The organism is Domibacillus indicus (genome assembly GCF_023715895.1).
Taxonomy (GTDB): domain Bacteria; phylum Bacillota; class Bacilli; order Bacillales; family Domibacillaceae; genus Domibacillus; species Domibacillus indicus_A.
Genome location: NZ_JAMBOO010000001.1, coordinates 52,575 through 78,580 on the forward strand (window position 1 = coordinate 52,575; position 26,006 = coordinate 78,580).

General features: G+C 46.3%; 28 protein-coding genes. 2 read left to right on the top strand and 26 right to left on the bottom strand.

Going from position 1 to position 26,006, the window contains the following annotated elements:
• Window positions 1-60 precede the first annotated feature (60 nt).
• The 8 genes from M3221_RS00270 to hemA all read right to left on the bottom strand — a co-directional run bounded on the left by M3221_RS00270 (window position 61) and on the right by hemA (window position 10,126).
• A complete protein-coding gene (locus M3221_RS00270) occupies window positions 61-2,703 on the bottom strand; it encodes a valine--tRNA ligase (RefSeq protein WP_251269571.1) in 2,643 nt (880 codons plus the stop codon).
• Window positions 2,704-3,142: 439 nt separating this feature from the next.
• Complete coding sequence (locus M3221_RS00280) at window positions 3,143-3,829, bottom strand: hypothetical protein (protein ID WP_251269573.1); 687 nt, start codon at window positions 3,827-3,829, stop codon at window positions 3,143-3,145.
• Window positions 3,830-3,935: 106 nt separating this feature from the next.
• Entirely contained in the window at window positions 3,936-5,225 is a 1,290-nt protein-coding gene (hemL, locus tag M3221_RS00285) for a glutamate-1-semialdehyde 2,1-aminomutase (protein WP_251269574.1), read from the bottom strand.
• 14 nt (window positions 5,226-5,239) lie between these two features.
• The gene (gene hemB, locus M3221_RS00290) at window positions 5,240-6,217 is read right to left on the bottom strand and encodes a porphobilinogen synthase (RefSeq protein ID WP_251269575.1); all 978 of its coding nucleotides are present in this window, start codon (window positions 6,215-6,217) and stop codon (window positions 5,240-5,242) included.
• Window positions 6,218-6,222: 5 nt separating this feature from the next.
• Entirely contained in the window at window positions 6,223-6,978 is a 756-nt protein-coding gene (locus tag M3221_RS00295) for a uroporphyrinogen-III synthase (protein WP_251269576.1), read from the bottom strand.
• Complete coding sequence (gene hemC, locus M3221_RS00300; protein WP_251269577.1) at window positions 6,975-7,901, bottom strand: hydroxymethylbilane synthase; 927 nt, start codon at window positions 7,899-7,901, stop codon at window positions 6,975-6,977. The genes M3221_RS00295 and hemC overlap by 4 nt, the downstream gene beginning before the upstream one ends.
• Before the next feature lie 34 nt (window positions 7,902-7,935).
• The gene (locus M3221_RS00305; RefSeq protein ID WP_251269578.1) at window positions 7,936-8,769 is read right to left on the bottom strand and encodes a cytochrome C assembly family protein; all 834 of its coding nucleotides are present in this window, start codon (window positions 8,767-8,769) and stop codon (window positions 7,936-7,938) included.
• Window positions 8,770-8,782: 13 nt separating this feature from the next.
• Window positions 8,783-10,126: a glutamyl-tRNA reductase gene (gene hemA, locus M3221_RS00310; protein ID WP_251269579.1), complete on the bottom strand. Its 1,344-nt coding sequence runs from the start codon at window positions 10,124-10,126 to the stop codon at window positions 8,783-8,785.
• A 538-nt stretch (window positions 10,127-10,664) separates the two neighbouring features.
• Here hemA and M3221_RS00315 point away from each other — a divergent pair.
• Window positions 10,665-11,159 carry a hypothetical protein gene (locus M3221_RS00315; protein WP_251269580.1) on the top strand — a complete coding sequence of 165 codons (495 nt, stop codon included), beginning with the start codon at window positions 10,665-10,667 and terminating at the stop codon, window positions 11,157-11,159.
• A gap of 31 nt (window positions 11,160-11,190) precedes the next feature.
• Here the strand turns inward: M3221_RS00315 and yihA are convergent, their stop codons facing one another.
• The 5 genes from yihA to M3221_RS00340 form a co-directional block, all read right to left on the bottom strand.
• On the bottom strand, window positions 11,191-11,829 hold the full coding sequence (gene yihA / locus M3221_RS00320; protein WP_251269581.1) for a ribosome biogenesis GTP-binding protein YihA/YsxC: 639 nt from the start codon (window positions 11,827-11,829) through the stop codon (window positions 11,191-11,193).
• A complete protein-coding gene (gene lon, locus M3221_RS00325) occupies window positions 11,826-14,150 on the bottom strand; it encodes an endopeptidase La (protein WP_251269582.1) in 2,325 nt (774 codons plus the stop codon). Before lon ends, yihA begins: the two co-directional genes overlap by 4 nt.
• Window positions 14,151-14,406: 256 nt before the next feature.
• Window positions 14,407-15,672, bottom strand: coding sequence for an ATP-dependent protease ATP-binding subunit ClpX (gene clpX, locus M3221_RS00330; protein ID WP_242233311.1), 1,266 nt, complete (start codon window positions 15,670-15,672; stop codon window positions 14,407-14,409).
• Window positions 15,673-15,871: 199 nt separating this feature from the next.
• Window positions 15,872-17,158 (bottom strand): trigger factor, encoded by a 1,287-nt coding sequence (gene tig, locus M3221_RS00335; protein WP_251269583.1) that lies wholly within the window; start codon window positions 17,156-17,158, stop codon window positions 15,872-15,874.
• A gap of 120 nt (window positions 17,159-17,278) precedes the next feature.
• Window positions 17,279-18,226, bottom strand: coding sequence for a tetratricopeptide repeat protein (locus M3221_RS00340; RefSeq protein WP_251269584.1), 948 nt, complete (start codon window positions 18,224-18,226; stop codon window positions 17,279-17,281).
• A 133-nt stretch (window positions 18,227-18,359) separates the two neighbouring features.
• On the opposite strand from M3221_RS00340, the gene M3221_RS00345 reads away from it, so the two are divergent.
• Entirely contained in the window at window positions 18,360-18,749 is a 390-nt protein-coding gene (locus tag M3221_RS00345; RefSeq protein ID WP_251269585.1) for an SET domain-containing protein, read from the top strand.
• A 486-nt stretch (window positions 18,750-19,235) separates the two neighbouring features.
• On the opposite strand, the gene M3221_RS00350 is transcribed toward M3221_RS00345, so the two are convergent.
• From M3221_RS00350 to M3221_RS00410, 13 genes are all read right to left on the bottom strand, one after another.
• Complete coding sequence (locus M3221_RS00350) at window positions 19,236-20,969, bottom strand: phage tail family protein (protein ID WP_251269586.1); 1,734 nt, start codon at window positions 20,967-20,969, stop codon at window positions 19,236-19,238.
• A 1-nt stretch (window position 20,970) separates the two neighbouring features.
• Window positions 20,971-21,264: a hypothetical protein gene (locus tag M3221_RS00355; protein WP_251269587.1), complete on the bottom strand. Its 294-nt coding sequence runs from the start codon at window positions 21,262-21,264 to the stop codon at window positions 20,971-20,973.
• Window positions 21,265-21,317: 53 nt separating this feature from the next.
• Window positions 21,318-21,545 (bottom strand): hypothetical protein, encoded by a 228-nt coding sequence (locus M3221_RS00360; RefSeq protein ID WP_251269588.1) that lies wholly within the window; start codon window positions 21,543-21,545, stop codon window positions 21,318-21,320.
• A gap of 125 nt (window positions 21,546-21,670) precedes the next feature.
• On the bottom strand, window positions 21,671-22,108 hold the full coding sequence (locus tag M3221_RS00365; RefSeq protein ID WP_251269589.1) for a hypothetical protein: 438 nt from the start codon (window positions 22,106-22,108) through the stop codon (window positions 21,671-21,673).
• Window positions 22,108-22,719: a hypothetical protein gene (locus M3221_RS00370; RefSeq protein WP_251269590.1), complete on the bottom strand. Its 612-nt coding sequence runs from the start codon at window positions 22,717-22,719 to the stop codon at window positions 22,108-22,110. The genes M3221_RS00365 and M3221_RS00370 overlap by 1 nt, the downstream gene beginning before the upstream one ends.
• The gene (locus tag M3221_RS00375) at window positions 22,701-23,105 is read right to left on the bottom strand and encodes a hypothetical protein (protein WP_251269591.1); all 405 of its coding nucleotides are present in this window, start codon (window positions 23,103-23,105) and stop codon (window positions 22,701-22,703) included. The genes M3221_RS00370 and M3221_RS00375 overlap by 19 nt, the downstream gene beginning before the upstream one ends.
• Window positions 23,095-23,364, bottom strand: coding sequence for a hypothetical protein (locus M3221_RS00380; protein WP_251269592.1), 270 nt, complete (start codon window positions 23,362-23,364; stop codon window positions 23,095-23,097). Before M3221_RS00380 ends, M3221_RS00375 begins: the two co-directional genes overlap by 11 nt.
• A gap of 152 nt (window positions 23,365-23,516) precedes the next feature.
• The gene (locus tag M3221_RS00385) at window positions 23,517-23,690 is read right to left on the bottom strand and encodes a hypothetical protein (protein ID WP_251269593.1); all 174 of its coding nucleotides are present in this window, start codon (window positions 23,688-23,690) and stop codon (window positions 23,517-23,519) included.
• A 1-nt stretch (window position 23,691) separates the two neighbouring features.
• Complete coding sequence (locus M3221_RS00390; protein WP_251269594.1) at window positions 23,692-23,850, bottom strand: hypothetical protein; 159 nt, start codon at window positions 23,848-23,850, stop codon at window positions 23,692-23,694.
• A gap of 119 nt (window positions 23,851-23,969) precedes the next feature.
• Complete coding sequence (locus M3221_RS00395; RefSeq protein WP_251269595.1) at window positions 23,970-24,197, bottom strand: hypothetical protein; 228 nt, start codon at window positions 24,195-24,197, stop codon at window positions 23,970-23,972.
• A complete protein-coding gene (locus tag M3221_RS00400; protein ID WP_251269596.1) occupies window positions 24,194-24,754 on the bottom strand; it encodes an HNH endonuclease in 561 nt (186 codons plus the stop codon). The genes M3221_RS00395 and M3221_RS00400 overlap by 4 nt, the downstream gene beginning before the upstream one ends.
• 24 nt (window positions 24,755-24,778) lie before the next feature.
• On the bottom strand, window positions 24,779-24,925 hold the full coding sequence (locus M3221_RS00405; protein WP_251269597.1) for a hypothetical protein: 147 nt from the start codon (window positions 24,923-24,925) through the stop codon (window positions 24,779-24,781).
• Window positions 24,926-24,992: 67 nt separating this feature from the next.
• Entirely contained in the window at window positions 24,993-25,937 is a 945-nt protein-coding gene (locus M3221_RS00410; RefSeq protein ID WP_251269598.1) for a hypothetical protein, read from the bottom strand.
• Window positions 25,938-26,006: the final 69 nt, after the last annotated feature.

Genomic DNA, 26,006 nt, shown 5'->3' on the forward strand with positions numbered 1-26,006 from the left:
CATTTCTTCTCCTTATGTACGAAAAAGACGAACCGCCTTGAGGCGGGTTCGTCTTCTCGATTAATTCTTTAAATCTTCGATACGTGCTTCAACAGCAGCGAGCTTTTCACGGTAATCCGCTTCTTTCGCGCGCTCTTCATCAACGACTTTTTGCGGTGCTTTTGAGATAAACCGCTCATTAGACAGCTTTTTCAGTACGCGGTCTACTTCAGACTGCCACTTTGCTTTTTCTTTTTCAAGACGGGCAATTTCTTCATCAATATTTAATAGACCTGCAAGCGGCATAAAGAGCTCGGCTCCCGTTACAACAGCTGTCATCGCTTTTTCAGGCACTGCCGGGTTTGCATCAATTACAAGCTCATCCGGGTTACAGAATCGCTCAATGTAGTAGCGGTTTTCTGTTAAAGTAGAAAGAACTGCTTCGTCTTTTGCTTTTAAAACAAGCGGTACTTTCTTGCTCATCGGCGTGTTCACTTCTGAACGAATGTTGCGGACAGCACGGATAATATCAACGAGCAGCTTCATGCTGGCTGCTGCTTCTTTGTTTGTTAAAGAATCATCTGCTGTTGGCCATGATGCTTCGACAATCGTTTCTCCTTCGTGCGGCAAGTTCTGCCAAATTTCTTCGGTAATAAACGGCATAAACGGATGTAGAAGACGCATTGTGTTGTCGAGCACGTAAGCAAGAACCGAACGGGTCATTTGCTTCGCCTGTTCATCTTCTCCGTACAGCGGCAGTTTCGCCATTTCAATATACCAGTCACAGAAATCGTCCCAAATAAAGTTATACAGCGTCCGGCCGACTTCCCCGAACTCGTATTTATCCGATAAGTGTGTCACACTTTCAATCGTTTCATTTAAGCGTGTTAAAATCCATTCATCTGCAACTGATTTTTTGCCCGTCAAATCAATTTGATCATATGTCATACCGCCCATATTCATCAGGGCGAATCGAGACGCATTCCAAATTTTATTGGCAAAGTTCCATGTTGCTTCCACTTTCTCGGTTGTATATCGCAAGTCCTGTCCAGGCGAGCTTCCCGTTGCAAGGAAGTAGCGAAGTGAATCGGCACCGTACTGGTCAATGACTTCCATCGGGTCCACACCGTTGCCAAGAGACTTCGACATTTTGCGTCCTTCTGCGTCGCGTACAAGACCATGGATTAAAACATCTTCAAACGGACGTTCACCTGTAAATTCAAGCCCCTGGAAAATCATTCGGGATACCCAGAAGAAAATAATATCATACCCCGTTACAAGGGCTGCGGTCGGGTAATAGCGCTTGAATTCAGCAGAATCCTCATCCGGCCAGCCCAGCGTTGAAAACGGCCACAGAGCTGATGAGAACCATGTATCGAGTACGTCGGTATCCTGCTCCCAGTTTTCTGCATCCTGAGGCGCTTCCTGCCCTACATAAACTTCACCTGTTTCTTTATGGTACCAGGCTGGAATGCGGTGCCCCCACCAAAGCTGACGGGAAATACACCAGTCACGGATGTTCTCCATCCAATGCAGGTATGTTTTTTCAAAACGATCCGGTACAAAGTTTACTTTGTTTTCGTTTTTTTGAAGCTCAACGGCTTGTTCAGCCAAAGGACCCATTTTAACAAACCACTGGGTAGACAAATACGGCTCGACAACAGCGCCGCTTCTTTCCGAATGGCCGACTGAATGTAAATGGTCTTCAATCTTAAATAGGACACCTTGTTCCTGAAGATCTTTGACAATCTGCTTACGGCATTCAAAACGGTCCATGCCGCTGTATGTACCGGCTTCTTTGTTCATTGTTCCGTCTTCATTCATCACAAGGATACGCGGAAGGTCATGACGGTTTCCGACTTCAAAATCGTTCGGATCATGCGCTGGCGTAATTTTTACAACACCGCTTCCGAATTCTGGATCTACATACTCATCAGCGATAATTGGAATTACCCGGCCGACAATTGGCAGGACAACATTTTTGCCGATTAAATGTTTGTAACGCTCATCTTCTGGATGAACCGCTACGGCCGTATCACCAAGCATCGTCTCCGGACGTGTTGTGGCAACTTCAATAGAGCCCGAGCCGTCCTCAAGCGGATATTTCATATGATAAAAAGCACCTTGTACATCTTTATAGATAACTTCAATATCTGACAGCGCCGTTTTAGTAGACGGATCCCAGTTGATAATGTACTCACCACGGTAGATGAGCCCTTTTTCATACAGCTTTACGAATACTTCACGAACGGCTTTTGACAACCCTTCATCCAGCGTAAAGCGTTCCCGGCTGTAATCAAGACCAAGACCAAGCTTTGCCCACTGGGCACGGATATGCCCGGCGTATTCTTCTTTCCATTTCCATGATTCTTCAAGGAATTTCTCACGGCCAAGATCATAGCGGGTCTTGCCTTCTTCTTTTAACTTCTGTTCTACTTTTGCCTGTGTCGCGATACCGGCATGGTCCATTCCTGGAAGCCATAGAACGTCAAAGCCCTGCATGCGCTTCATGCGCGTTAAAATATCCTGCAGTGTTGTATCCCATGCATGCCCAAGGTGAAGCTTGCCTGTAACATTCGGGGGCGGAATAACAATCGTATAAGGGGTTTTGGATTCATCGTTTTTTGCTTCGAAAAATTTGCCGGCTGTCCACCAGTCGTATCGGCCTTTCTCGATCGCCTGTGGATCATATTTTGTCGGCATCGTTGTTTCTTGTTGTGACATTGTTTTTCCTCCTTGTAAAAAAGCGCAAGGCACACGTTTTTCAGCGGCAAGCTTAAGACAACCCCTCACAGAGACGGTTTATACCTCCGGAAGGAACCGGCTTATGCCCTTGCTGATGGCGCCTGGAGCTTGGACATCATAAAAAAAAGCCCCGCCGTCTGAAAAGGACGAAGAGGCTGCTTGCGGTACCACCTTTTCCCGGTCCACACGTTTCTTTTCAATACCATTATCTTAGCCGAAAATGCTTCAGTGCGTCAACCTTACGCACCTTTTTTCGTGCAATTCATATGATGTCAAAAAGGAGTGTTTTCCATGATGCGCCATTACGATAGGTGGCCGCCGTGGCTGCGCCGCTGCCGCCTTATGTGCTGCCGGATTATTATTCCGCTTTGCTGCTTTCAAGGGCTGCGCACGCTTTTTTTGCCGACGACGTTTGATGTTATTCTGTTGTCTCTTTTGATTCTTCTTGCGGCTGCTCTTCATCTTGAGTGGTTATAAGTTCCACATTGCCGGAGGATACCTGGAACCGCCATTTTGCTTTTTGTGCAGGCCGCTCTTCAAGCCAGCTAAAAACGGAAGCATCGTCTTCCGCCCGTTTTTGAACTTGAACAGCGGCATCTTCTGATTCTATTTCGGCTGTTTCCTGCTCTTCTTCGGCTTCTGCGCTTTCTTCTGCTTCACTCTCCTCAAGCTCTTCTACGTCGCTTTCTAAGCTTCCTTCTGGCTCGTACTCGTACGCAGCTGCCACGATTGGCGCTGGTTCTTCCTCTATTTTTCTGACAGTGGACACTGCAATAGCAAGCTCTGCTTCTAAAATAAGCCGGTCCGGCTTTTCTACTGTATAATCAAAGGTGTGAATTTCAATATCTGCCCCCTCCGCCGCACGCTGGTCCGGAGGCAAGACGGCCTGCACCGGAATATGACGGAAAAACTGGCGGATAGAATCTTCTTCCAGGCCAAAATAATCGTGTATACGATACTCGCCTGTTACCTCAATAGAGCCCTGCACACTTGCTCCTTGAATCACAACTTGCGGATCAAGGGAAATGGACAGCAGTTCATCCACTTCTTCTCCTTCTGGAAATACAACATCCTCCTGAAGCGCAACGAAAAATAACTCTTCCATGCACACCCCTCCCTTTCGCGCTAGTGTATGCGCGCAGAAACGGAAACATGAAAAAAAGGTGTCTATAACATAGCCTTAAATGCTTTGTTATAGACACCACGTCGTTTTATTTTGCCAAGCGGCTAAACGCTTTTTCGGCTGCTTGAATGGTTTGATTAATATCCTCATCTGAATGCGCTGTTGATAAAAACAGCCCTTCAAATTGGGACGGAGGCAAGAAAACACCTTCAAGCGCCATTTCGCGGAAATAATCAGCGAACAGAGCAAGGTCCGACCCTTTTGCATCTTCATAGTTTTGAACGGGTCCTTCATGGAAGAAGCAGCCGATCATCGAGCCAGCACGGTTAAACGTGATTGGAATCCCATAATTACGTGCCGCATCCGTCAGCCCTTTTTCAAGCATATCCGCTTTGCGTCCAAACTCCTCGTAGGATGCCGGCGTCAATTGACGAAGTGTTTCGATTCCGGCAGTCATGGCCATCGGGTTTCCGGACAGCGTGCCCGCCTGATAAATGGTTCCCGCCGGCGCCACATTGTTCATAATTTCCGCTTTGCCGCCGTAAGCACCAACCGGAAGACCGCCGCCGATCACCTTGCCAAGACAGGTAAGATCCGGCGTAACGCCGAAGTGCCCCTGTGCACAGTTGTAGCCGACACGGAAACCCGTCATCACTTCATCAAAAATAAGCAAGGAACCATTTTGCTCCGTAATTTCACGCAGGTCTTCTAAAAAGTCCGGCAGCGGAGGAACAACGCCCATATTGCCGGCAACCGGCTCGACAATTATACAGGCAATATCCTCACCATATTGTTCAAATGCAAAACGAACACTTTCCAAATCATTGTATGGAACCGTAATGGTGTTTTTAGCAACACTCTCCGGCACACCCGGGCTGTCCGGCAGTCCGAGCGTTGCAACACCGGAACCGGCTTTAATGAGCAGCGAATCTCCATGTCCGTGGTAGCACCCTTCAAACTTAAGGATTTTGTTGCGTCCTGTATATCCCCGTGCCAGCCGAAGCGCACTCATTGTAGCTTCCGTACCGCTTGATACCATTCGAACGACTTCGATCGACGGTACGCGCTCAATGACGAGCTTTGCCATTTCATTTTCAAGCAGCGTAGAAGCGCCGAAGCTCGTACCTGTTTCCGCCGTTTTTTTCAATGCTTCGACTACCTGGTCATTTGAATGGCCCAAAATAAGCGGACCCCATGACAGTACATAATCAATGTACTCATTCCCATCAATATCCCAAATTTTTGACCCTTTGCCCCGCTCCATGAAAATAGGATCGATATTGACCGATTTAAACGCACGAACCGGACTATTTACGCCGCCCGGCATCATTTGAACCGCTTCTTTAAAAGCAGCTTTTGATTTTTCGAATGAACGCATGAAAAAGCCTCCTCTTATTGTTCGTTTAGCCAGCGTGCCGCATCTTTTGCATGATACGTCATAATTAAATCTGCACCTGCGCGCTTCATGCCGGTTAATGTTTCAAGAACAATCGCCCTTTCATCAACCCAGCCATTTAAAGCAGCGGCTTTCACCATGGCATATTCACCGCTTACGTTGTATGCCACAATTGGTGCATCAAATTCGTTTCGTACATCCCGGACAATGTCCATATAGGAAAGAGCCGGCTTAACGATTAAAAAGTCTGCACCCTGTTCAATGTCAGCCCGCGCTTCCCGAATCGCTTCACGCCGGTTTGCCGGATCCATTTGATACGTTTTACGGTCGCCAAATTGCGGTGTAGAATCCGCCGCATCACGGAATGGTCCATAATAAGCAGAAGAATATTTTACAGCGTAAGACATGATTGGCACTTCTGTAAAGCCCGCTTCATCCAGCCCTTTGCGGATTGCTGCGACAAACCCGTCCATCATGTTTGATGGCGCGATGATGTCGGCACCTGCTTCTGCCTGGCTGATTGCCGCTTTGGCCAAAAGGTCAAGAGATGGGTCGTTTAATATGCGGCTTCCTTCGATAACGCCGCAATGACCGTGATCGGTATATTCACATAAACATGTATCCGCAATCACAATAAGGTCTGGGTAATGGTTCTTAATATGGCGTGTAGCTTTCTGGACAATGCCATCATTATGATAAGCGCCTGTTCCAACTGCATCTTTTACATCAGGCAGACCGAATAAAATCACCGATTTAATGCCAAGCCCGACTACTTCTTCGATTTCCTCGTTTAATTGATCAATAGACAATTGAAAAACGCCCGGCATAGATGGAACCTCGTTGCGGATGCCCTCTCCTTCTGCTACGAAAATCGGGTAAATAAAATCATTCACATCAAGCTGTGTTTCCCGCACAAGCGCCCGCATATTTGCGGTTTGACGCAAACGGCGGTGACGTTCAAAATTCAATTCCATTTGTATCACTCCTTATAAAATCTGCTTATTTCCTTTACAAGCGCGTCAATGGTAAAAACGGATGGACAGACCGAAATCGGTATGCCGCATGCTGCTGCTTCTTTTTCTGTTACCCGGCCAATCACTCCGTAATCTGTTCTTGGCAGCGGCTCTTGTGCCTGCTTCAGAATCTGCATAAAATGCCGGACAGCAGATGGACTTGTGAATGTAATCATATCTACTTTTTCCGTCCGAATCAGCTTTAATAAGTGTGCCCGCTCATCGGCTGGAAAGTACGTTTCATAAACAATCCAGTCGTCTGCCTGTCTGCCTGTCTCACGAACGGTATCCGCTATTAAGCTGCGCGCCATGCTGCCTTTTGGAATCAGCACTTTTTCGGGCAGAAAACATCCTTTTCGTATGTCTTCGGCAACATCCTCTGCGGAAAACCGTCCGGGCATATAAGAAACAGAAAGTCCATAGGATGCTGCTGCTTTAGCCGTCTGTGTGCCGATCGCCGCCCATTTTGCCCTTATTCTGTGCAAAAGATGACCGGCTTTTTGCATAAAAAAATCAACGCCGTTTTTGCTTGTAAACAAAATCCAATCATATGTATGCAAGCTGGCCAAAATGGCCTCTTCCTGCCCGTCTTCAAACGTCCGGAATGCGATAAGCGGCACTGCGTATGCTGTGCCGCCCGCTTCTTCTATTTTACCAATAAACGGTGCTTCCTGTCCCCTCGGACGGGTTACAACGATTCGTTTACCAGCGAGCGGCTTCATTCGGCTGCCGCCCTCGCTGCCTGGATTAATTCGAGCGCACCCCGGTCCTTTAAAAGATGTGCCGCTTCTAAGCCCACTTTTTCAGCGTTACTTCCGGAGACCGTTTCTTTTAAAATGGTTTTTCCATCCGGTGAAGCAACAAGTGCTGTTAAAGACAGCTCTTCACCTTTTGTTGTAGCAAAACCAGCTACCGGTACCTGGCATCCGCCCTCTACTGCTCCTAAAAAAGCACGCTCTGCCGTAACCGCTCGTTTCGTGTTGTCACAAGTGAATTGGTCCAGCAAATTCCGTAATTCTTTGTCATCTTCACGGCACTCAATCGCCAGAGCCCCTTGACCGACAGCGGAAACCGACAATTCTTCACTCAAAAATTCTGTTACGGTATCTGCAGACCAGCCCATACGTGCCAGACCTGCGGCAGCAAGAATAATCGCATCATATTCTTCGTTCTGGAGCTTGGTCAGCCGCGTGTCAATATTGCCCCGAATCCATTTAATCTCAAGATCCGGTCTTTCCGCCAAAATCTGGGCGCTCCGGCGAAGACTGCTCGTACCAACAATGGAGCCGGCCGGCAATTCATGAAACTTCACATGCCCGTTTGAAATAAGCGCGTCGCGATGATCTTCCCGCTCCGGCACGGCGCCAATCACCAGACCTTCCGGCAGGACAGCCGGCATATCTTTCATGCTGTGAACAGCCATATCGATCTCGCCATCAAGCAGTGCCTGTTCGATTTCTTTTACAAACAAGCCTTTACCGCCCACTTTTGATAACGTCACATCCAGAATACGGTCGCCTTTTGTCACGATTTCTTTTACTTCAAACTCTGTTCCCGGCGACAGCGCCTTCAGCTGATCGATCACTTGATTCGTTTGTGTGAGCGCCAGGCGGCTTCTTCTCGATCCAACAATAATTTTCCGCAAGATGATTCCCTCCATAACCGCCCGAAAGCCGGTGTCACGAATACCAGAAATGGAATGTGGACAGCCGGCTTCCGAGGAAAAAGTTCATTAAGATGATAAGAAAAGCCGCTGCATTGATCGATGCAAGGGTTTTTCCCGAGACTCCTTTTCGCACTTTCACATACAAAAAAGCACTATATATAAACAGTAAAACAAAAGAAGTAACAATTTTCAAATCAAACCAGCTTACATCAGGCAGTTTAATCGTTTTCCAAACCAGTCCTAAAATTAAGCTCAGCAGCAAAAGCGGAACACCCATTGCATTCCAGATGACTGACAGTTTTTCAAGCTGGCCAAGATCGCCAAGCCTCCAGAGGCGTTCATTCCACTTTTTCATTTTTAAAAGCCGGTATTGAAGCAGGTATAGGGCTGAAAAAATAAACGAAAGCGAGAACGCTCCATACGACAAAATCGCTGTCGTGATATGAAGAAGCAAAAGTTCCGATACCAGTTTTTCCGCTGCCGCCTGCGACTCTACCTGAACCGGCGCAAAGGTATGGATCGTCATGATCATAAATCCTATCACATTCGTAAAGAAAACCGTGAAATCCATCCGAAGCAGCTTATTTAAAACAAGGGAAAACGTAACCAGCACCCATGCATAAAAATAAAGACCCTCAAAAAGAGTCAATACAGGAAATCGGCCTGTATTATACATATACAAGCCTAAAAAAATAGTTTGAAGGCTCCAAACCACTGTTAAAATCCAGAAGGCGATTCGATTCGCCCGCTGGTTTTTTTGAACAAAATCAAGAAAATAAAGCAATACGCTTACAGCGTACAAAATAATCATAAGTTCATGAAGGCGGATCATTCCTTGCTCCAACATCACGTAACCTCACTTAAAACTGGAGTAAAGGCTTTGTTTGAACCCTCTGAACACGCTCTTCCTCTTCCTGTGCACGCTTCAGTTCTTGAACGTCTTCCTCAATATTGAAAATGTGCATAAAAAGCTCAAGCTTTTCAGCCGCCCGCTTGTCACCGGCTAATTCTTTTGCCTGCAAGATCGGATCTTTCAGCATCTGATTGACGATACTTTTTGTGTGCTTACTTAATACTTTCCGGTCACGCTCTGATAAATGCGGGAGCTTCCGGTTAAGGCTCTCCATCGTGTCCGCTTGAATCGAAAGTGCTTTTTGGCGCAAAGCCGAAATAACCGGCACAACACCAAGCAAATTAATCCACTCATTAAACGCGACGATTTCCCCTTCAATCATAAGGCCTATTTTTGCGGCGGCTTTTTCTCGTTCAGCCAGGTTCGCTTCGACAATGCCTTCCAAGTCATCGATATCATATAAGAAAATACTGTCCAAATCTGCAACCTCAGGAGCAATATCACGAGGAACTGCAATATCGACCATAAACAAAGGACGCCCTTTGCGCAGCTTTTGAACACCCTCGATTATTTCTTTTGTGATGACGTAATCCTTTGAGCCGGTTGAGCTGATTAAGATATCCGCTTCAACCAATGCGCCTTGCAGCTCGTCCATTGTTTTAGCCCGGCCCTGGAACCGCTCAGCAAGCGCTTCTGCTTTTTCGAACGTCCGGTTTACAACAGTCACTTTTGTCGCACCGCTGCCATGCAGGTTCTGGATGGCCAGTTCGCCCATTTTACCAGCACCCACAACTAAAACATGACGGCCGGCCAAGCGGCCAAAAATCTTTTTGGCAAGTTCCACTGCTGCATAGCTGACAGATACTGCATTCGCGCCAATATCTGTTTCGGCATGCGCCCGTTTAGCCAATGTAATCGCCTGTTTAAATAAATGGTTAAAAACGGTACCTGCCGCTTTTACTTCTTGTGATTGCAAAAAGCTTTGGCGGACCTGTCCTAAAATTTGTGTTTCGCCCAGAACCATTGAATTTAATCCGGCAGACACACGAAAAAGATGTTCAACCGCGGCCTCTTGCTCATAAATAAACAAAAACGGCGTAAAGTCTGCCTGAGGAATATCGAACCATTTCGACAAAAATTCTTTTATATAGTAACGGCCGGTATGCAGCTGATCAACAACCGCGTAAATTTCTGTACGGTTACACGTTGATACGATGACATTTTCAAGCACACTTTTTTGTTTTTGGAGCTCTGCCATCGCTGCCGCGAGCGTTTCTTCTCTAAATGAAAGGCGCTCACGAATTTCTACCGGGGCTGTTTTATAATTTAATCCCACCGTGATGATATGCACGTCACTGCACCCCCGAAAACGATTCATTGTAGGTTTCATTATACCATAATGTAACGTTTTTATTTTTTATAAATTGTGAACATATGCTAACATAAAAGACAGTCATGCTTTTAAAACATATGTACACGTATTCCTGTTTCTGTTTGTACTATAGACAGAAACTCCAATGCTAAAACGACGGCGTCACCGATCACCGTTATAACGCATGTGCTAATGCGCTGAACAACAGGTAAAATGACATAAGTTCGGGGCCGTATTTTTTCAAACGACGTTTTGTTTGGTTTCTTATTTATAAATATTATCAAATAAAAATCATTTTAGCAATAGGATGAAATCATTGTACAAAGACTAAGAACGTGACATCCTGTCACAACGTCTTCGTGACCCACTTCCTATGGGCCTCAAATAAAAATTATTTTAGCAACAGGTTGAAATCATTGTATAAAGACTAAGAACGTGGCGTCTTGTTACAACATCCTCATCACCCACTTCCTGTGGGCGCTCTATTAATCGTGTTGGAAAGCGGGGCTTAATCGATATGAATGAACAGCGTATCTTCCCAGGAGTTTTATTAATTGGCTTTGGTTTGTACTTTTTTCTCCAGCAATCAGCTTTTACGTGGGTTAAGCCTTATCTTGGCTGGCCGGCTCTGCTCTTTATTACAGGTCTTGCTTTTCTTGCCCAAGGGTTTAAAGGTGATGGAAGCGGACTGGTTCCCGGTGTCGTACTTTCGGGATTTGGCTTTCATTTTTATGTAGTCGACTATCTCGGCTGGTGGGCCAATGATACCGGTGTTTTTCTTCTCATCATTGCCGTAGGCTTTTTGCTGCAGCATCAGCAGACCGGCCGCGGCCTTTTAAACGGTGTTTTATTTTTGGCTTTAGCAGCCGTTATGCTTTTTTATGGCACTGTAAAACAATGGCTGGGACCGGCGGGTTCCTTTTGGCAGTTTTGGCCGCTGATTTTAATTGTGGTGGGCGGATACCTGCTGTTTGTGAAAAAAAACAGCGGGCCGGCCCGTAAAAAAACATAAAAAAACAGCCTCCCTTGTTGGGAGGCTGTTTTTATTCTTCTCCGAATTCTTCTTCTTTACGCAGCTCTGTTTGATATTCTTTTTGATCGAGCATCCGTTTTTTCACGGCTTTCCACACTTCATCTTTTCCAAGGCCCGTCTCCGATGAAAAGACAATGATATCATCTAGCGGATCAAAATCAAGGGTTTCTTTTACCACTTTTAAATGCTTTTGCCATTTTCCTCTTGGAATTTTGTCTGCTTTTGTCGCAATCACAATAGCTGGAATGTCGTGATATTTTAGAAACTCATACATCGCTACATCGTCAGCAGACGGAGCATGACGCAAATCGACAATATGAATGCAGGCAGTAAGCGGCTCCCGGTCTGTCATATACGTTTCGATCATGCGTCCCCAGGCCTCACGCTCTGTTTTAGCCACTTTTGCATAGCCGTAACCCGGCACATCGACAAAAAAGACGGTGTCTTCAATTTTATAGAAGTTCAGTGTTTGCGTTTTGCCGGGTTTTGATGAAATACGAGCCAGGCTTTTACGGCCGATCATGCGGTTAATAAAAGATGATTTTCCTACGTTCGACCGTCCGGCAAGTGCAAATTCCGGCAGTCCATCCGTCGGGTATTGGTGCGGTTTCGCGGCACTGATCACCAGTTCCACATTGTTTACTTTCATGAATTGCTTCCTCCGATCGCGATATCCAATACTTCATCCATGGTCGAAACAGGCAGGAACGTCATGCCTTCACGGATACTTTCTGGAACATCATCGATATCTTTTTCATTGTCTTTAGGCAGAATGATCGTTGTTAAACCGGCACGATGCGCACCGAGTGATTTTTCCTTTACACCGCCGATAGGCAGCACGCGGCCGCGTAGTGTAATTTCTCCCGTCATGCCCACATCCCTGCGTACTGGACGTCCCGTAAGAGCCGAAATAAGTGCCGTCGCCATTGTAATCCCTGCAGATGGCCCGTCTTTCGGAACTGCCCCTTCTGGAACGTGAATGTGAATGTCATGATGTTCATGAAAATCTGCTTCAATGCCGAGCTCATCCGCTTTTGAACGCACATAGCTGAATGCAGCCTGCGCGGATTCTTTCATCACGTCTCCCAGTTTTCCGGTTAAAATAAGCTTGCCTTTCCCCGGAGAAAGTGACACTTCGATTTGCAGCGTATCGCCGCCGACAGAGGTATAAGCCAGACCGTTTGCTACGCCGATCTGATCTTCGGTATCAGCCTGCCCATAGCGGAAAATACGCTTGCCAAGAAACTCCTGCAAGTTTTTGTCTGTAACCGTAATCCGTTTTTTCTCGCCTGATACGATTTTTTTAGCGGCTTTGCGGCAGATGGCAGCCATTTGGCGTTCAAGACCCCGCACGCCGGCTTCACGAGTATAATAGCGAACGATATCCCGAATCGCTTCTTCTTTTAACCGAAGCTGATTTCGTGAAAGGCCATTTTCTTTTACTTGTTTCGGGAATAAATGGTCTTTTGCAATATTGATTTTTTCCACTTCTGTGTAGCCGGCGATAGAGATCACTTCCATGCGGTCACGCAGCGGTCCTGGAATAGCACTCAGATCATTGGCTGTTGCAATGAACATGACATTCGATAAGTCGTATGTTTCTTCAATGTAATGGTCACTGAAGTTATGGTTTTGTTCCGGATCAAGCACTTCTAAAAGCGCAGCAGATGGATCACCACGAAAATCGCTCGACATTTTATCAATTTCATCAAGCAAGAAAACGGGGTTGATCGTACCTGCTTTTTTCATCCCTTGAATAATCCGTCCCGGCATAGCACCTACGTACGTGCGGCGATGGCCGCGGATTTCCGATTCATCACGGACGCCGCCAAGCGAGATGCGTACAAAATTCCGGCCAAGCGATTCCGCGATAGAACGGACCAGACTTGTTTTCCCTACGCCCGGAGGACCTCCAAGGCAAAGAATCGGCCCGCGCAGTGACTGCGTTAATTGACGGACAGCTAAAAATTCAAGCACCCGCTCTTTTACTTTTTCAAGACCGTAGTGATCGCGGTTTAACACGTCTTCGGCTTTTAATACATCCAGGTCATCTTCAGTCGCCTTGGACCATGGCAGTGTAACGAGCCATTCAAGATAGTTGCGGATAACCGCACTTTCCGCGGCGCTTTGCGGAATTTTTTCGTAACGGTCAAGCTCCTTCATGGCTGTTTTTTCCACATGCTCCGGCATATTTGCAGCCATAATGCGTGTGGTCAGTTCTTCAACTTCCCCTGTTTTTCCTTCTTTATCGCCAAGTTCAAGCTGGATCGCTTTCATCTGCTCACGCAAATAATATTCTTTCTGCGTTTTTTCCATCGATGTTTTCACACGCTGTCCGATTTTCTTTTCTAAATTCAATACTTCCCGTTCACTGTGAAGAAGGGAAATTAATCGTTCCAGTCGTTCTTTTATAGAGAATGTCGCTAAAATCTCCTGCTTTTCTTTTACTTTTAGTGACATGTGAGATGTGGCAATATCAGCCAGTCTTCCCGGTTCTTCAATATCAGCCACTGAACTGATCGTTTCCGCGGAACCTTTTTTCGACAACTTGACATATTGCTCAAACTGCTTTAACAGCATCCGCATCAATGCTTCTGTTTCTGTATCTTTTGTCACGTCTTCTTTATGCACTTCTACGACCGCTTCATAAAATGCTCCCTGGTCTACAACAGAAATCAGCTTTGCCCGGTCCAGCCCTTCAACAAGCACACGAATCGTCCCATTTGGCAGCTTCAGCATTTGCTTTACTTTCGTTAATGTACCGACTTCGTATACATCATCCCCAGATGGATCATCTAAATCCGGGTCTTTTTGAGCGGATAAAAAAACAAGCTGATCGTTCATCATGGCTTTTTCAAGTGCTTCGATCGACCGATCACGGCCTACATCCAAATGCAGAACCATTGTCGGATATACATGCATTCCGCGCAGCGGAAGCAATGGCACAGTATAAATTGTATCTGCCTTCATGACAAATCTCCCTCCCAGTAAGAAAAGCGCAAGGCGCCCGTTTATCCATTTAAACAAAAGCCACGATATCATACCATGGCGCTTTTATGCTTTACATAAGTGGATCTCCGGCAGCGCTCGAAGCTGGATAACGTCCAAAATATCTCTTTTCTTCCCTTTCTTTCTTCCTATCTTAACGCAAACGAACAGAAACTGTCGATTGAAAAGAAGGGACAGCACCCCGAGAGGCACTGTCCCTTCCTAAAATGACCCGTCTTTATGCAGACGTTTTATCGGCAGAGCCGACATCGTTTCCATTTTCATCAAGAAGACGCGGCGGCGCAAGGTCGGTTACGGTTTCCTTCGTGATCACACATGTTTTAATATCTTCACGTGTCGGCAATTCATACATTACATCGAGCATAATGCTTTCAATAATGGAACGAAGACCACGGGCACCTGTTTTCCGCTCAATCGCTTTTTTCGCAATTTCACTTAAAGCCGCATCTTCAAATTGAAGATCTACATCGTCAAGCTCCAACATTTTTTGGTACTGCTTGATCAGCGCATTTTTCGGCTTTGTTAAAATTTCAATCAACGCGTCTTCATCCAGCTGCTCTAGGCTTGCAATCACTGGAAGACGTCCGATAAATTCCGGAATTAATCCAAAACGAAGCAAGTCTTCCGGTACAAGCTGAGCAAGGTAGGATTTTTCCTCGCCTTGATCATTTTTCTGCTCGGAGCCAAATCCAATGACTTTTTGGCCAAGGCGGCGTTTAATAATTTGTTCGACGCCGTCAAACGCTCCACCACAGATAAATAGGATGTTCGTTGTGTCAATTTGAATAAATTCCTGATGCGGATGCTTACGTCCTCCTTGCGGCGGTACGCTCGCTACTGTTCCTTCCAGGATTTTCAACAGCGCCTGCTGAACACCTTCACCGGATACATCACGTGTAATCGATGGATTTTCTGATTTTCGGGCTACTTTATCAATTTCATCGATATAAATAATCCCTTTTTCAGCTTTTTCCACATCATAATCAGCCGCTTGAATTAACTTAAGAAGGATATTTTCAACATCTTCCCCTACATAACCAGCTTCTGTCAGTGATGTTGCATCTGCAATCGCAAATGGCACATTTAAAATACGCGCCAGCGTTTGAGCAAGAAGCGTTTTCCCGCTTCCTGTCGGGCCAATCAAGCAAATATTTGATTTTGCCAATTCAACATCATCAATTTTGCTGTTTGAATTAATACGTTTATAGTGGTTATACACTGCCACAGCAAGCGATTTTTTCGCACGCTCCTGACCAATAACGTACTCACCTAAAATTTCACGAATTTCAGTTGGTTTTGGCACATCTTTAAATTCTACTTCTTCTTCTGTACCCAGTTCTTCTTCCACGATCTCTGTGCATAGTTCAATGCACTCATCGCAAATATAAACGCCAGGTCCCGCGACGAGTTTCCTCACCTGGTCCTGTGATTTTCCACAAAACGAACATTTCAATTGTCCTTTTTCTTCATTGAACTTAAACATCTGTTCACCCCTTATGCTATGTTGGTGCAGCTGGGAGCCCCTTTTTAATAGTCCGCTTTTTAACTGCGCCGTAACTAAGTTATGTATCGCATTGTAGCACATCTGCCACAAAACCAAAACGAAAAAGCGTTTCTCAGCTCTTTTTGGGTAGAAAACAAGGCACGATCACGTCGCGCCCTGTCAGTTTGTTCTTTATTTATTATGCACCAACTGTGCTGTTTTCGACAAGAAATTCGACTGCTTTACGAATTTTCAAGTCTGCTTTCATGCCTTCAAGACTTCCAAGTGCTTTTTGAATGTCTTCTTTAGAAAGACCAAATTGCTCAGACATTTTTGTTACTTCTGCATCTACATCTTCGTCTGTTGGCTCAAGGTTTTCTGCTTCTGCGATCGCTTCAAGCGTTAAGCTTGTACGTACGCGTGTTTCAGCATTTTCTTTCATTTGGCTGCGAAGGTCTTCTTCTGTTTGTCCAGAGAATTGATAGTACAAGTCAAGATTCATACCTTGCATAGAAAGGTTTTGCGTGAATTCTTGAAGCATACGGTCGATTTCTGTGTTAATCATTGCTTCAGGCACGTCTGTTTGTGCGTTGGCAACTGCTTTTTCAACAAGATCGTCACGAAGCTTTTGCTCTGCAGCGTTTTTCTTTTGCTCTGCAAGACGCTCTTGGATTTTTGTTTTTAATGCTTCTAATGTTTCTACTTCTTCGTCTGTTTCTTTTGCGAATTCATCGTTCAGCTCAGGAAGCTCCTGCGCTTTGATTTCATGAAGTTTTACTTTGAACGTTGCTGGTTTACCCGCAAGCTCTTCTGCATGGTACTCTTCAGGGAATGTTACTTCAACGTCTTTTTCTTCACCTGTTTTCATGCCGATCAATTGTTCTTCAAAACCTGGGATGAATGTGCCAGAACCGATTACGATTGAATAGTTGTCAGCTTGGCCGCCTTCGAATGCTTCACCATTCACGAAGCCTTCAAAATCGATTACAACTGTGTCGTCGTTTTCAACTGTACCGTCTTCTTTTACAACAAGCTCAGCATGACGTTTTTGAAGATCTTTTAATTCATTTTGCACATCTTCTTCTGTTACTTCTGTGTTTTCTTTTTCTACTTCAAGGCCTTTGTAGTCGCCAAGTGTTACTTCAGGTTTTACCGTAACTTTCGCAGTGAAGATAAACGGCTTGCCTTTTTCGAATTGCTCTACATCGATTTCTGGACGGTCAACTGGCTCAATGCCTGTTTCGTCGATCGCTTTTCCGTATGCTTCAGGAAGAATCGCATCAATCGCATCCTGGTAAAGAGCTTCCACGCCAAAACGCTGTTCAAACAACGGACGCGGCATTTTCCCTTTACGGAATCCTGGAACGTTAATTGTTTTAACTACTTTTTGAAATGCTGTGTTAAGGCCTTTATCAACGGTTTCAGCGTCAACCTCAACTGTTAGTACGCCTTGGTTGCCTTCTTGTTTTTCCCACTTTGCTGACATAAAAATTCCCTCCAACAATCTATTAATAAATATGAACGTTCGTCCTATGTATATTCTGAATTGATATAAAAAGGACACAATACGACTTTTACATTATACCATACAGCGGCTTTGTTTCAACTAAAAGGCTGAAATTTCATCGAGTTCTTTCATAAATTGAAGTGCTGCTTCGCCTTCTGAAGTACCTTCCTCTGTACTGCTCATCTCGTACAGGCGGCTTATTTTCAGCACCAATGCCTCCGTCCACTGCTCTACAGATGCAGGGGGATCAAAAGGATACAGCAAAAATTGATACTGTCTGGCCAGCTCCACAGCCTGCTCGCACAGGGCGGGGTCATTTTGGCCGGCGGTTTCTTCTAAGTATTGTATTACACCTCTGAAAAAAGGATGGCTGAACACTTCCCCTTCCATCACAGGAATGACCTCTTTTTCAAAGTGAAATTTGCGCACCAACACCCTTTCGGCAGTTCCTATATCCCGCAGCAGCCCAAGAGCCATCGTTTGAATAAAAGGATGCTCGGTTTGATCGCCCGCTCGGTCTATCAGCTCTTTTTCAAAAGGAGCGGCATCCGTTTTGGCCAGTTCTGCCAGCTTCATCATTTTATCCTGAAAGGAATCGTCCGTTTTAAACAGCGTTTCTTCTTTTTTTACACTCATTCGGTCTGCCAGTGCTTTTAAGTGTGCAAAATGCTCGTAACGATCTGGCGGAAGCCCTTCTTCAAGCAGGACGGATAATGTATCCGCGACTTCTTTATACCGCCGTTTTTGAATGAGCATCAACACATGCAGGTCAAGCACGTCAAAATAATGGCCTTCTCCTGCATGCAGCATCGCACGTGAAAGCTCTATCCCTTCATCGTGGTTCCCGCTTTCGTGATAAGCAATTAAGAGAGCTGTTTTAATTTCTTCCTGGTGCCCTTCGTCAAAACGGAGCGCTTCGGTATACAGACGAATGGCTTCATCAAACCGCTTTTCCTCCAGCGCCTGCTGTCCCTGCTGCTGGAGCCGGGCTGAGGTGCCGGGAAATTGAACGACATTGCCTGATTTTTTTATTCTTTTTTTCTTCAACGTTCTCACCCGCCAGCTCTTATAATAGTTGAGTGTAGCATGGTACCGGACGGTTGAACAGAGAAAACAGTTGCTCTCGCCGCTTCCGACTGTCATGCTGTTAGTATGAATACAATGAAAAGGAGATCCAATCATGATCGAAGTTAAAACATCTACATTAAGCGACGGTGAACTGAACCGCGGCGTTTTCGCTGTCCGTGATATAAAAAAGGGAGAGATGCTTCACGAGGCGCCTGTTATTCCCTACCCGAACGACCAGCACATCCATATCGAAAAGACCCTGTTAGCCGATTATGCTTTTGAATACGGCGTCAATCACTCAGCTATCCTGCTTGGTTATGGTATGCTGTTTAATCATTCCTATGACCCTAATGCTATATATGACATTCATTTTGAAAGTCATTCTTTTAAATTTTATGCATATCGGGATATTCAGGCCGGTGAAGAGATTTTAATTAATTACAATGGTGATGTGGATGACAACGCTCCGCTTTGGTTTAATGATGACAGCCTGGAGCAATAAGAGTAAAGCTGCCGTACTTTCAAGGCGGCTCTCTATGTCCAGTTTATAATAAGCCCTCTCGTCCTGCATCATACATTGCAAAAAAGCCATATATCCCCTGTATGGCTTTTGCTTTGTTTTATATATCGGACTGCCAGATTTCTTTTTTCGCTCTATAAAAAAAATCAAAGCATTGGTCCATGCTTTGATCTGCAGCTTTACTTAATATAATAAAAATAAAGATAGATTCCTATAAAATACACAAAAAAAGCGCCCTACGGCGCTTTTTTTATTACGTCCCAGGAGGGATTCGAACCCCCGACCGCTCCTAGCCCGCATATGTATACGCTATTCTAATCCGTCAGTTGAAACGTTCATTGATCGGTCATTCGACCGCTTGTGGCGATTTTACCATCGTGTGGCATTACGCGTCAAGCTGTTACGGTTTTCTACCTATTTATAAGCACAAAAAAGAGCCGCCCAAAGGCAGCCCGTTGTTTATTACGATTAAGCTCCGCCGTCCATTACTTCCGCTAATCTACGGTTCATGTACGCTGCGAAACGGTCCATTTCGGCTTTATCGAGCTTTTGGCCTCCGTTATACGCGACGTTGAGGTAAATGGTGTTACCGCCGGATCTTCCTGCACGCCATGCCGCAGCTTGGTCGCGATTCAAGACAGCTTCGTCCTTATGGAGACGCGTTACGTAATTATCATAGGGAATTTTTTCCATACCGTGGTAATTACCAGGAATCACGCCGCCTGAGCCTCCACCTCCGCCAGTAATTGCGCTAACGATCTTACCAGCACCCGAAAGAACGGACGAAACAGCATCCGGTAACGAGAATCCTTTCAAAGCGCTTGTTAAGTCGTCAAAACGGCTCTTGGCGCGGCTAATGAAATCGAGCAAAGGTTCAAAAAACGCCGATACCTTCGCTTTTGCACTGTCCATCGCGTCGCCGATCGTCGATTTCACCTTGTTAAAGACTTCGATTGATTTCGCCTTCACTTTGTCCCAGTTTTTGTACAACGCGACTCCAATCGCAATTACGGCTCCGATCGCTGCGACTAACCACGTTCCAGGGAAAAGAAGCATCGCTAATCTAACAAGTGTAAATGCGGTTTTTACTACCTTGAAAACCTTCGTTAGAACGCCGAATACAGCAATCGCGCCGCGAACTAGAGTCAGAACGCCTGTGATGATCTTAAAACCAGCGAAAGCTGCAATCACTGAACCGACAATCGGAGCAATTACGCTGAAATTATCGCGCACATACGAAGTGAAGCTCGCTAAACCTTGTAACAACGTTGAGCCAATCGGCATAAGAGCTACAATCGTTTTTCCGGCAATACTGGCTAAATTACTGAACACCTGCATGAGCACCGGTCCATTCGCCTTTGCATAATCGATAAACGCTTTGAATCCGTTTGATGTGGCCAAAGTCTCCGACCAGGTGCGGAAGCGCTCAGTCAGTCCGACCAGTCGTGTCTCCATGCTCGCTCCGACAGACGAAAAAGAGTCGAGTATATTGACCACGCCTGCAAACGTATTGCCCGCCATTGTAGCGAAGTTTTGAAGGCTCCGAGCCGCATTACCTTCGAGCCATGCGAAGAAAGTCTGCATAGTGCTACCGGTCATCGACTTATTAATATCGGTCATAACCTGAGTAACAACGCCTGAGACGGCTGTTATCGTTGGCTTTAGCCCGTTCAGCAATCCTTTTGTTGCTTGAAGCGATTGTCCGAACGCATCAAATACCGGATTTTCAAATTCCTTCGTAAAGCCCGCCCAAAACGACTTGAACGACTGTAGGTCTTTAAGCGCTCTGGCCTGCGATTTGCTCATGCCTTCGTAAAGCGCCGCCAATTCTTTCTCGGCTGCTAGTCGCTCCTTAGCCGTATCTGCCTGCGCGATTTTCTCGTTAATCTTCTCAAGCTCGTCGGATGCCTCAACAACCTTTCCGATTATGGATGAGGCAACGACGCCGTAGGCTGCAAGGCCTCCTGCTGCTGCGCCAAAGCTCGATGCCAAGCCACCAGCTGCGGCTCCAAGCGGAGCAATCGCAGATACTGCAAGAGCGCTTCCAGTAGCCACAGCCGGCAACGCATTAGCGAAACGCATTGTAGCGGACGTCGTCTCCCCGGTCATACGGTTGAGCGTATCCATGTGCTTGTTTACGTCGCGAAGCGGCTTAGAAATGCGGTCCTGTAATTTTAATGTGGCAACCAAGTCCCAAGCCATGTCACATCAACGCCTTTTCTACGCGATCCATTGCGTCAATTACCGCAGCGACCGCCTTTTGCAGCTCGCTAAAATCATCGCCTGTATTGAAATAGTCCACGTAAGCCAGCGTCTTCTTAATCAAGCTCAGCGCAGCAAACGTCATGTAGCTCGGATCTTCCTTTAAGAAAATCGCTTTATGTGCCTCTAATTCGCTCACATGCATATGACTGATACGGTGATTACTGCCGGTCGCTTTAATTACGTTATCTACCGCGCCTAATAGCGCTTTTAATTTCTCGATTTGTTCATCCATTTCTCTCTCCCTTTCCGGATAAAATAAAAAAAGCAGCCCGTTAAGGCCGCTTTTTACTTACTGAATGCTGCGATGTATTTTTGCTTTAGCAATTTGTACTTTCCGATCGCCTCGACTGTCTTTTTAGCGCCGGCAACCTCATACAGTTTCGCTAACTCATCTGCAGTAGCGCGAATACCGTCTATATTGACTTCCTCAAGGTTTTCACCTTCAATTTTCGTCAGTAAATCCTCATCACCTGTAATGCTGATTTGTCCGTTTTCAGTGTGAAATATTTTCATTTATACGTCCCCTTTTCTGTAAATTTAGAAGCCGGTGAACGTGAAACACCGGCCTGTTTAACGGAGGCTATTGCGGTCTGACTTCCCGGTATGTCATGCCGGAGCCATTCAAACCCGCGATTTATTTATTCAGCTACTCGTTTTACTTGTGCGTATAGCGCGATATTTTCTGCCGACGACTGATGCTTTGCTGCTCTTTCCATCGCTTTAACATCCGCTGAGGTCATCTTTTCACCAGCGATTAGTTTCTGTCGCAGCCTGTTTACTGTCTGATGCGTTTGTTCATGCGCTCCATTATGGCGGTACTCAGTGCTTTCCCGGCGATCTCTGGCGAGCTCATAACGCATTTTGTCGGCTTCGTCGCCTTCTTCCGCTTTGGCTTTAAGCCCCTCAACGTAATCAGCGCTAGGCAGGTTCGGCAGAGGCTCATCATCGGTAAAATAAGCCGCTACAGTTTCGTTGTATTGCTTCCGAGCCGTACTATAAGCCGCTATCTTCTCCGGATTACCGCGGCTCATCATTTTCATTTCGTCTAATTTTTTAACGCTTGTAAATTCCGCCATTATTTCTTCACCTCTGATTTAATTGATTCGGGCATCTGCGCCATGTTCAGATCATTAATGTCGGCCTGCTTAATAAAGTAGCGATCCGTCTCTTTTGTTGTATTGAGTGCGGCATCGTTAAACTTGTAATAGTGCGTCTGTGCCAGTTCCGCGCGGTTTTCAGCACGACTATCCTCGAACTCTGATACGGCAGTGTGATAGTCAATTACCGCAGCAGCGTACTCCAATTTAGCAGCGAGAAGCCGTTCGAGAACCGGCTCAAGTCGCTCTTTTTTGAACGCTGGAATTACCTCGTTATTAAAGGCGTTAATAACGTCCTGCGGAGTAATGGTATTTAACGGATCCATAGCACTGTAAACGCGCTGTTCCTCTCTGCGGCGCTCACACGCTTTTTTCGCTGCGTCAATTTGCCCGGCAAGCTCATCGAGTTCAGCCGTTTTATCAACGCCAGATACAATCGATTCACGGATAAGAGCTTCATGTTTCGCTTTGAGCGCCTGGTAATCCTCATCTGCTTGCGCGATTCTACGCTGAAAATCCTCTGCAGCCTTAGTGCCGGCGGCTTTCTGCGCTTTATACTCTTCTAGTTTCGTCATTGTTTTCTTAGCCATATAGTTAACTCCTCCAATTTCGTAATTAAGTACAATCGCCACTTTGGAAGCGGCTTTTTTGGCGGCAATGCTTCGATTTGGAATATCTCACAGAGCAGGTCCGCTTGTTGCTCGATGGCTCGCCTTGTGTCAGCCGTATCGTCAGAGTGTTTATACTCCGCACCGATGCCGACAATCTGTAACAGAAAGCCATACAGTTCTCGATCGCTTGTCCATGCTTGTTCAGCGCCGATTTCCTGCAGTAATGCGACTGCCTGCGGATAACTTTCAAATTTTCGTATAATCTGGTCGATCAGCTGGCCGCTCTCATTGCTATATACGTTCGCCACGATAAGACGGCCGGACTCTAACGGCTCGACGTTTATGACTGCGAACCTACCCGCCATGTTTGTTCAGCTCCTCGTATGCCATCCGGTAACATTCCCCAGGCAATTTCTCCGAATGAAGGATGCGGACATCTTTTAAAGACCACCGCTTCAATCGGCGCGGATCCGTCTTGAATATCTCCGCTGCTCCAATAAACACCGTGCCATTCTCGGCATATTTAAGCAGTAGATGTCGAAGGCATCCGTTCCGGCTCGGATAAACAGAGCGCGACAAAAAAGCCGATTCCATCGAAATCAGCCTGCCACGATCGGTTATCATCACACCGGCGCCGAAGCCGGCTTTACTCTCCGCCAGGGCTATGCTTACGCGTATTTCTGCGGCGACTGGGTGTCTTTTTTGGAGCACCGGCCAGTTTTTGCAGCTTGCGCGCTTGTTCCGGATCTAACATGTCTGCGAGAGTGAATCCGTTATTAGTTTTCTTCATTTGTCGGTTGCTCCTTCGCGTTTTCTAAGGTTTTCATCATACGCTCCCCGAATTTATTGAAATCATTGCGGCCGTGCGTCTGTGCCTTACGTTTTTCTTTCCGTTGTTTCCACTGGCTTAACGAGCTATATCTTGCATCCTTGCTACTCTTGCGCCCCATATTATCGAGCCTCCCATTTCACGACGTTGCTGCTGGCTAAATACTGAATACGCTGCTCTGAAACATGCGGACCCACAGACATCCAGCCGACGCGGTTATTTTTTGTGATTTTCACTAGTTTTGGACCTCGATTGACGCTTTTACAGACTGTTATGCGCATCCTCTCCGAACCTCCTAGCAAAAGTGTGTGTATTTGACGGATTTCAAGGGAAATCAGCCGTTTTAAGCGTCTTTTATTTCGTTTTGAATACTAGCGGAAGGGTAAGGCATCAAAACGGCTTAAATCGCCTCATTTTCCTTATTTTCTGCACCGTAAAACATACGCTCAGCAGGCCGCCGTTGTTCAATCGGTATTTTAAATTGAACGCCGACTAAACGATTCCCCTTAAAATAATCCGCCATGATCGTCCAGTCCTTTTTGTACCGCTTGATTCTGCGAATAAGGTCGCGATCCTCCGTATAGCCGCAGAGAAAGCCGGTTTCAAACTTCCAGAGCTCATTTTTCATCCTGTCGCCTCCTCTGCAGCCCATCCGGCCATGATTTTACGAATACGCTCGTTATTCCACTGACGCTGCTCCTCTACAAAGTCAGCCAGGACATCGCTGTAAGGAACGCCCTTACGTGTAGCCACTTGCCGCATAAGATCATCCGCTTCTCGATGCCGCAGCCGAACCTCCAAAAAGTCGAGAAAATCACCGTCTCCTTTTTCCTTGTTACACCGGGCACAGACCGCAGTACAGTTGGAAATCGTATTCGGATGCCCTTTGCTCATCGGCAGTAGGTGTTCAAGGGTCAGCCGGTCAAGTCGGTTACAGTAATTACAGCGGCCGCCTGAGATCGCGAATAAATACGCTACATCATCAGCAGTAAGGTCGCTGTATACTCCGAACTTGGCGGCTTTTCTTGCGGCATTACGGGCGGCAGTGGCAGCGATATTTGATTTGGAGTGCATACGCCACTTTGCGGACTGGCGCTCACAGGCGATACAGTAATGTCGGCCAGCGTTGTAAAATTCCTTTATCCTCTTCGTTTGGTCGCAGCGGGTGCAGTGTTTTGTTTTCATTCCGTTCCATTCCCTTCGTTTCAGTTATTTTTTCAGTTCGAGCTCCACTTTAATGGCTGCGATTGCCTCGGCGATTTCCCTGCTAACGTACACATTGCCGTTACGCTCGATTTGAGCCAGAGCCGCGATGTATGCTGCCAGGTTTGCCGCACGTCCTTCATTCCGTTCCATTCCAATCACCTCCTTAAATGAGCGCATAGAAAAAAGCCCCGCAAATGAATGCGTAGGCTTCTCTGTTTTATATAAATAGGACTCTGATTCCGTCTAAACTGGCGCCGCCACCCGCATAAACTACCGACGGGTTAACGACTACCTTTCTTGCTCGCTTGTCTCCGTCGATTTCAAAAAGGCCGAAGACTGACTGGTTATTGTGCTTTATCTTCCGCAGGGCTGTTACGAGTTTGTGCGTGTCTTTGTAGCCGAGCGCCGCCGCGAGCTTGTCCAACGTCATAGGTCGAACGAGATCCACGTTACTCTCCTCCGGATTGTAGCAGATAACGTTGAAATTGAAGTTCACGAACGGCAGCACCGAATATATAATGGCGAGTTGCTTGATTGCGCGGCCTCCGTACAGTTCATAAAGCTCCCGCACGGTTTTCCGGAACAATCGAGTGTACTGGACATCGCCAAGCTGTTTGCGGACATCGCCGAGATTGCCGCGGTAAAAGACCGCCGCATTTACAAAGAGGTCTCCGTCTTTTTCACGGATAATTTCTTCCGCTACTAGCTTCTTATAAAACGTACCGAATGCCGGTCTGCTTACGTTTAATAGCTCCGCAAGTCCTTTCTTATCGATCGGACGCCCGTTGTCGTGCTTTAGCTGGCCGGTTTCCCATGCCGCATATGTACCGATAAACATGAGGCGCGCCAGGTCCGATTGTGTCAACGTTGGGAACTGGCCGTCCATCGTTTGTGCAGCGTCAAAAAAGGCGAATACGAAGCCGCCATGCTCTTTTTGATGCTCGGCAAGCTCAGCTATTGCGTTGAGGCTGTCGCGCTGTGGTGGCGTTGTAGCGTTCACTCTCGGCTGCAGTTCGAATAGATAAGTGAGATCGCGTCCGTCTTCCGTAGTGAACCTGCCGTTTTCGATTCGCAGATTATCCTTATTTTCCATGTAATCACGGCGTACTTTCGGATGTGCGTTTACCCATGCGCGTTGTGCTGCTTGTCTGTTATTTTCCATTCATCGTTCCCCCAGTTTTATCGGATTCAGAAAAATACACTGCTTTTCGTTTACAAAATCGGCTAGATA

Coding starts and splice junctions, on each gene's coding strand:
- M3221_RS00295 (WP_251269576.1), bottom strand. CDS start 6,978: ATGAAGCCGCTCGCTGGTAAACGAATCGTTGTAACCCGTCCGAGGGGA.
- M3221_RS00410 (WP_251269598.1), bottom strand. CDS start 25,937: ATGGAAAATAACAGACAAGCAGCACAACGCGCATGGGTAAACGCACAT.
- M3221_RS00270 (WP_251269571.1), bottom strand. CDS start 2,703: ATGTCACAACAAGAAACAACGATGCCGACAAAATATGATCCACAGGCG.
- M3221_RS00280 (WP_251269573.1), bottom strand. CDS start 3,829: ATGGAAGAGTTATTTTTCGTTGCGCTTCAGGAGGATGTTGTATTTCCA.
- lon (WP_251269582.1), bottom strand. CDS start 14,150: ATGAAGGCAGATACAATTTATACTGTGCCATTGCTTCCGCTGCGCGGA.
- M3221_RS00350 (WP_251269586.1), bottom strand. CDS start 20,969: ATGGCTTGGGACTTGGTTGCCACATTAAAATTACAGGACCGCATTTCT.
- M3221_RS00370 (WP_251269590.1), bottom strand. CDS start 22,719: ATGGCTAAGAAAACAATGACGAAACTAGAAGAGTATAAAGCGCAGAAA.
- M3221_RS00345 (WP_251269585.1), top strand. CDS start 18,360: ATGATCGAAGTTAAAACATCTACATTAAGCGACGGTGAACTGAACCGC.
- yihA (WP_251269581.1), bottom strand. CDS start 11,829: ATGAAAGTAAACAATGTGGAACTGGTGATCAGTGCCGCGAAACCGCAC.
- M3221_RS00355 (WP_251269587.1), bottom strand. CDS start 21,264: ATGGATGAACAAATCGAGAAATTAAAAGCGCTATTAGGCGCGGTAGAT.
- tig (WP_251269583.1), bottom strand. CDS start 17,158: ATGTCAGCAAAGTGGGAAAAACAAGAAGGCAACCAAGGCGTACTAACA.
- M3221_RS00305 (WP_251269578.1), bottom strand. CDS start 8,769: ATGTTGGAGCAAGGAATGATCCGCCTTCATGAACTTATGATTATTTTG.
- M3221_RS00405 (WP_251269597.1), bottom strand. CDS start 24,925: ATGGAACGGAATGAAGGACGTGCGGCAAACCTGGCAGCATACATCGCG.
- M3221_RS00360 (WP_251269588.1), bottom strand. CDS start 21,545: ATGAAAATATTTCACACTGAAAACGGACAAATCAGCATTACAGGTGAT.
- M3221_RS00390 (WP_251269594.1), bottom strand. CDS start 23,850: ATGCGCATAACAGTCTGTAAAAGCGTCAATCGAGGTCCAAAACTAGTG.
- M3221_RS00365 (WP_251269589.1), bottom strand. CDS start 22,108: ATGGCGGAATTTACAAGCGTTAAAAAATTAGACGAAATGAAAATGATG.
- M3221_RS00315 (WP_251269580.1), top strand. CDS start 10,665: ATGAATGAACAGCGTATCTTCCCAGGAGTTTTATTAATTGGCTTTGGT.
- M3221_RS00385 (WP_251269593.1), bottom strand. CDS start 23,690: ATGGGGCGCAAGAGTAGCAAGGATGCAAGATATAGCTCGTTAAGCCAG.
- clpX (WP_242233311.1), bottom strand. CDS start 15,672: ATGTTTAAGTTCAATGAAGAAAAAGGACAATTGAAATGTTCGTTTTGT.
- M3221_RS00380 (WP_251269592.1), bottom strand. CDS start 23,364: ATGATAACCGATCGTGGCAGGCTGATTTCGATGGAATCGGCTTTTTTG.
- M3221_RS00375 (WP_251269591.1), bottom strand. CDS start 23,105: ATGGCGGGTAGGTTCGCAGTCATAAACGTCGAGCCGTTAGAGTCCGGC.
- M3221_RS00400 (WP_251269596.1), bottom strand. CDS start 24,754: ATGAAAACAAAACACTGCACCCGCTGCGACCAAACGAAGAGGATAAAG.
- hemB (WP_251269575.1), bottom strand. CDS start 6,217: ATGGAATTGAATTTTGAACGTCACCGCCGTTTGCGTCAAACCGCAAAT.
- M3221_RS00395 (WP_251269595.1), bottom strand. CDS start 24,197: ATGAAAAATGAGCTCTGGAAGTTTGAAACCGGCTTTCTCTGCGGCTAT.
- hemL (WP_251269574.1), bottom strand. CDS start 5,225: ATGCGTTCATTCGAAAAATCAAAAGCTGCTTTTAAAGAAGCGGTTCAA.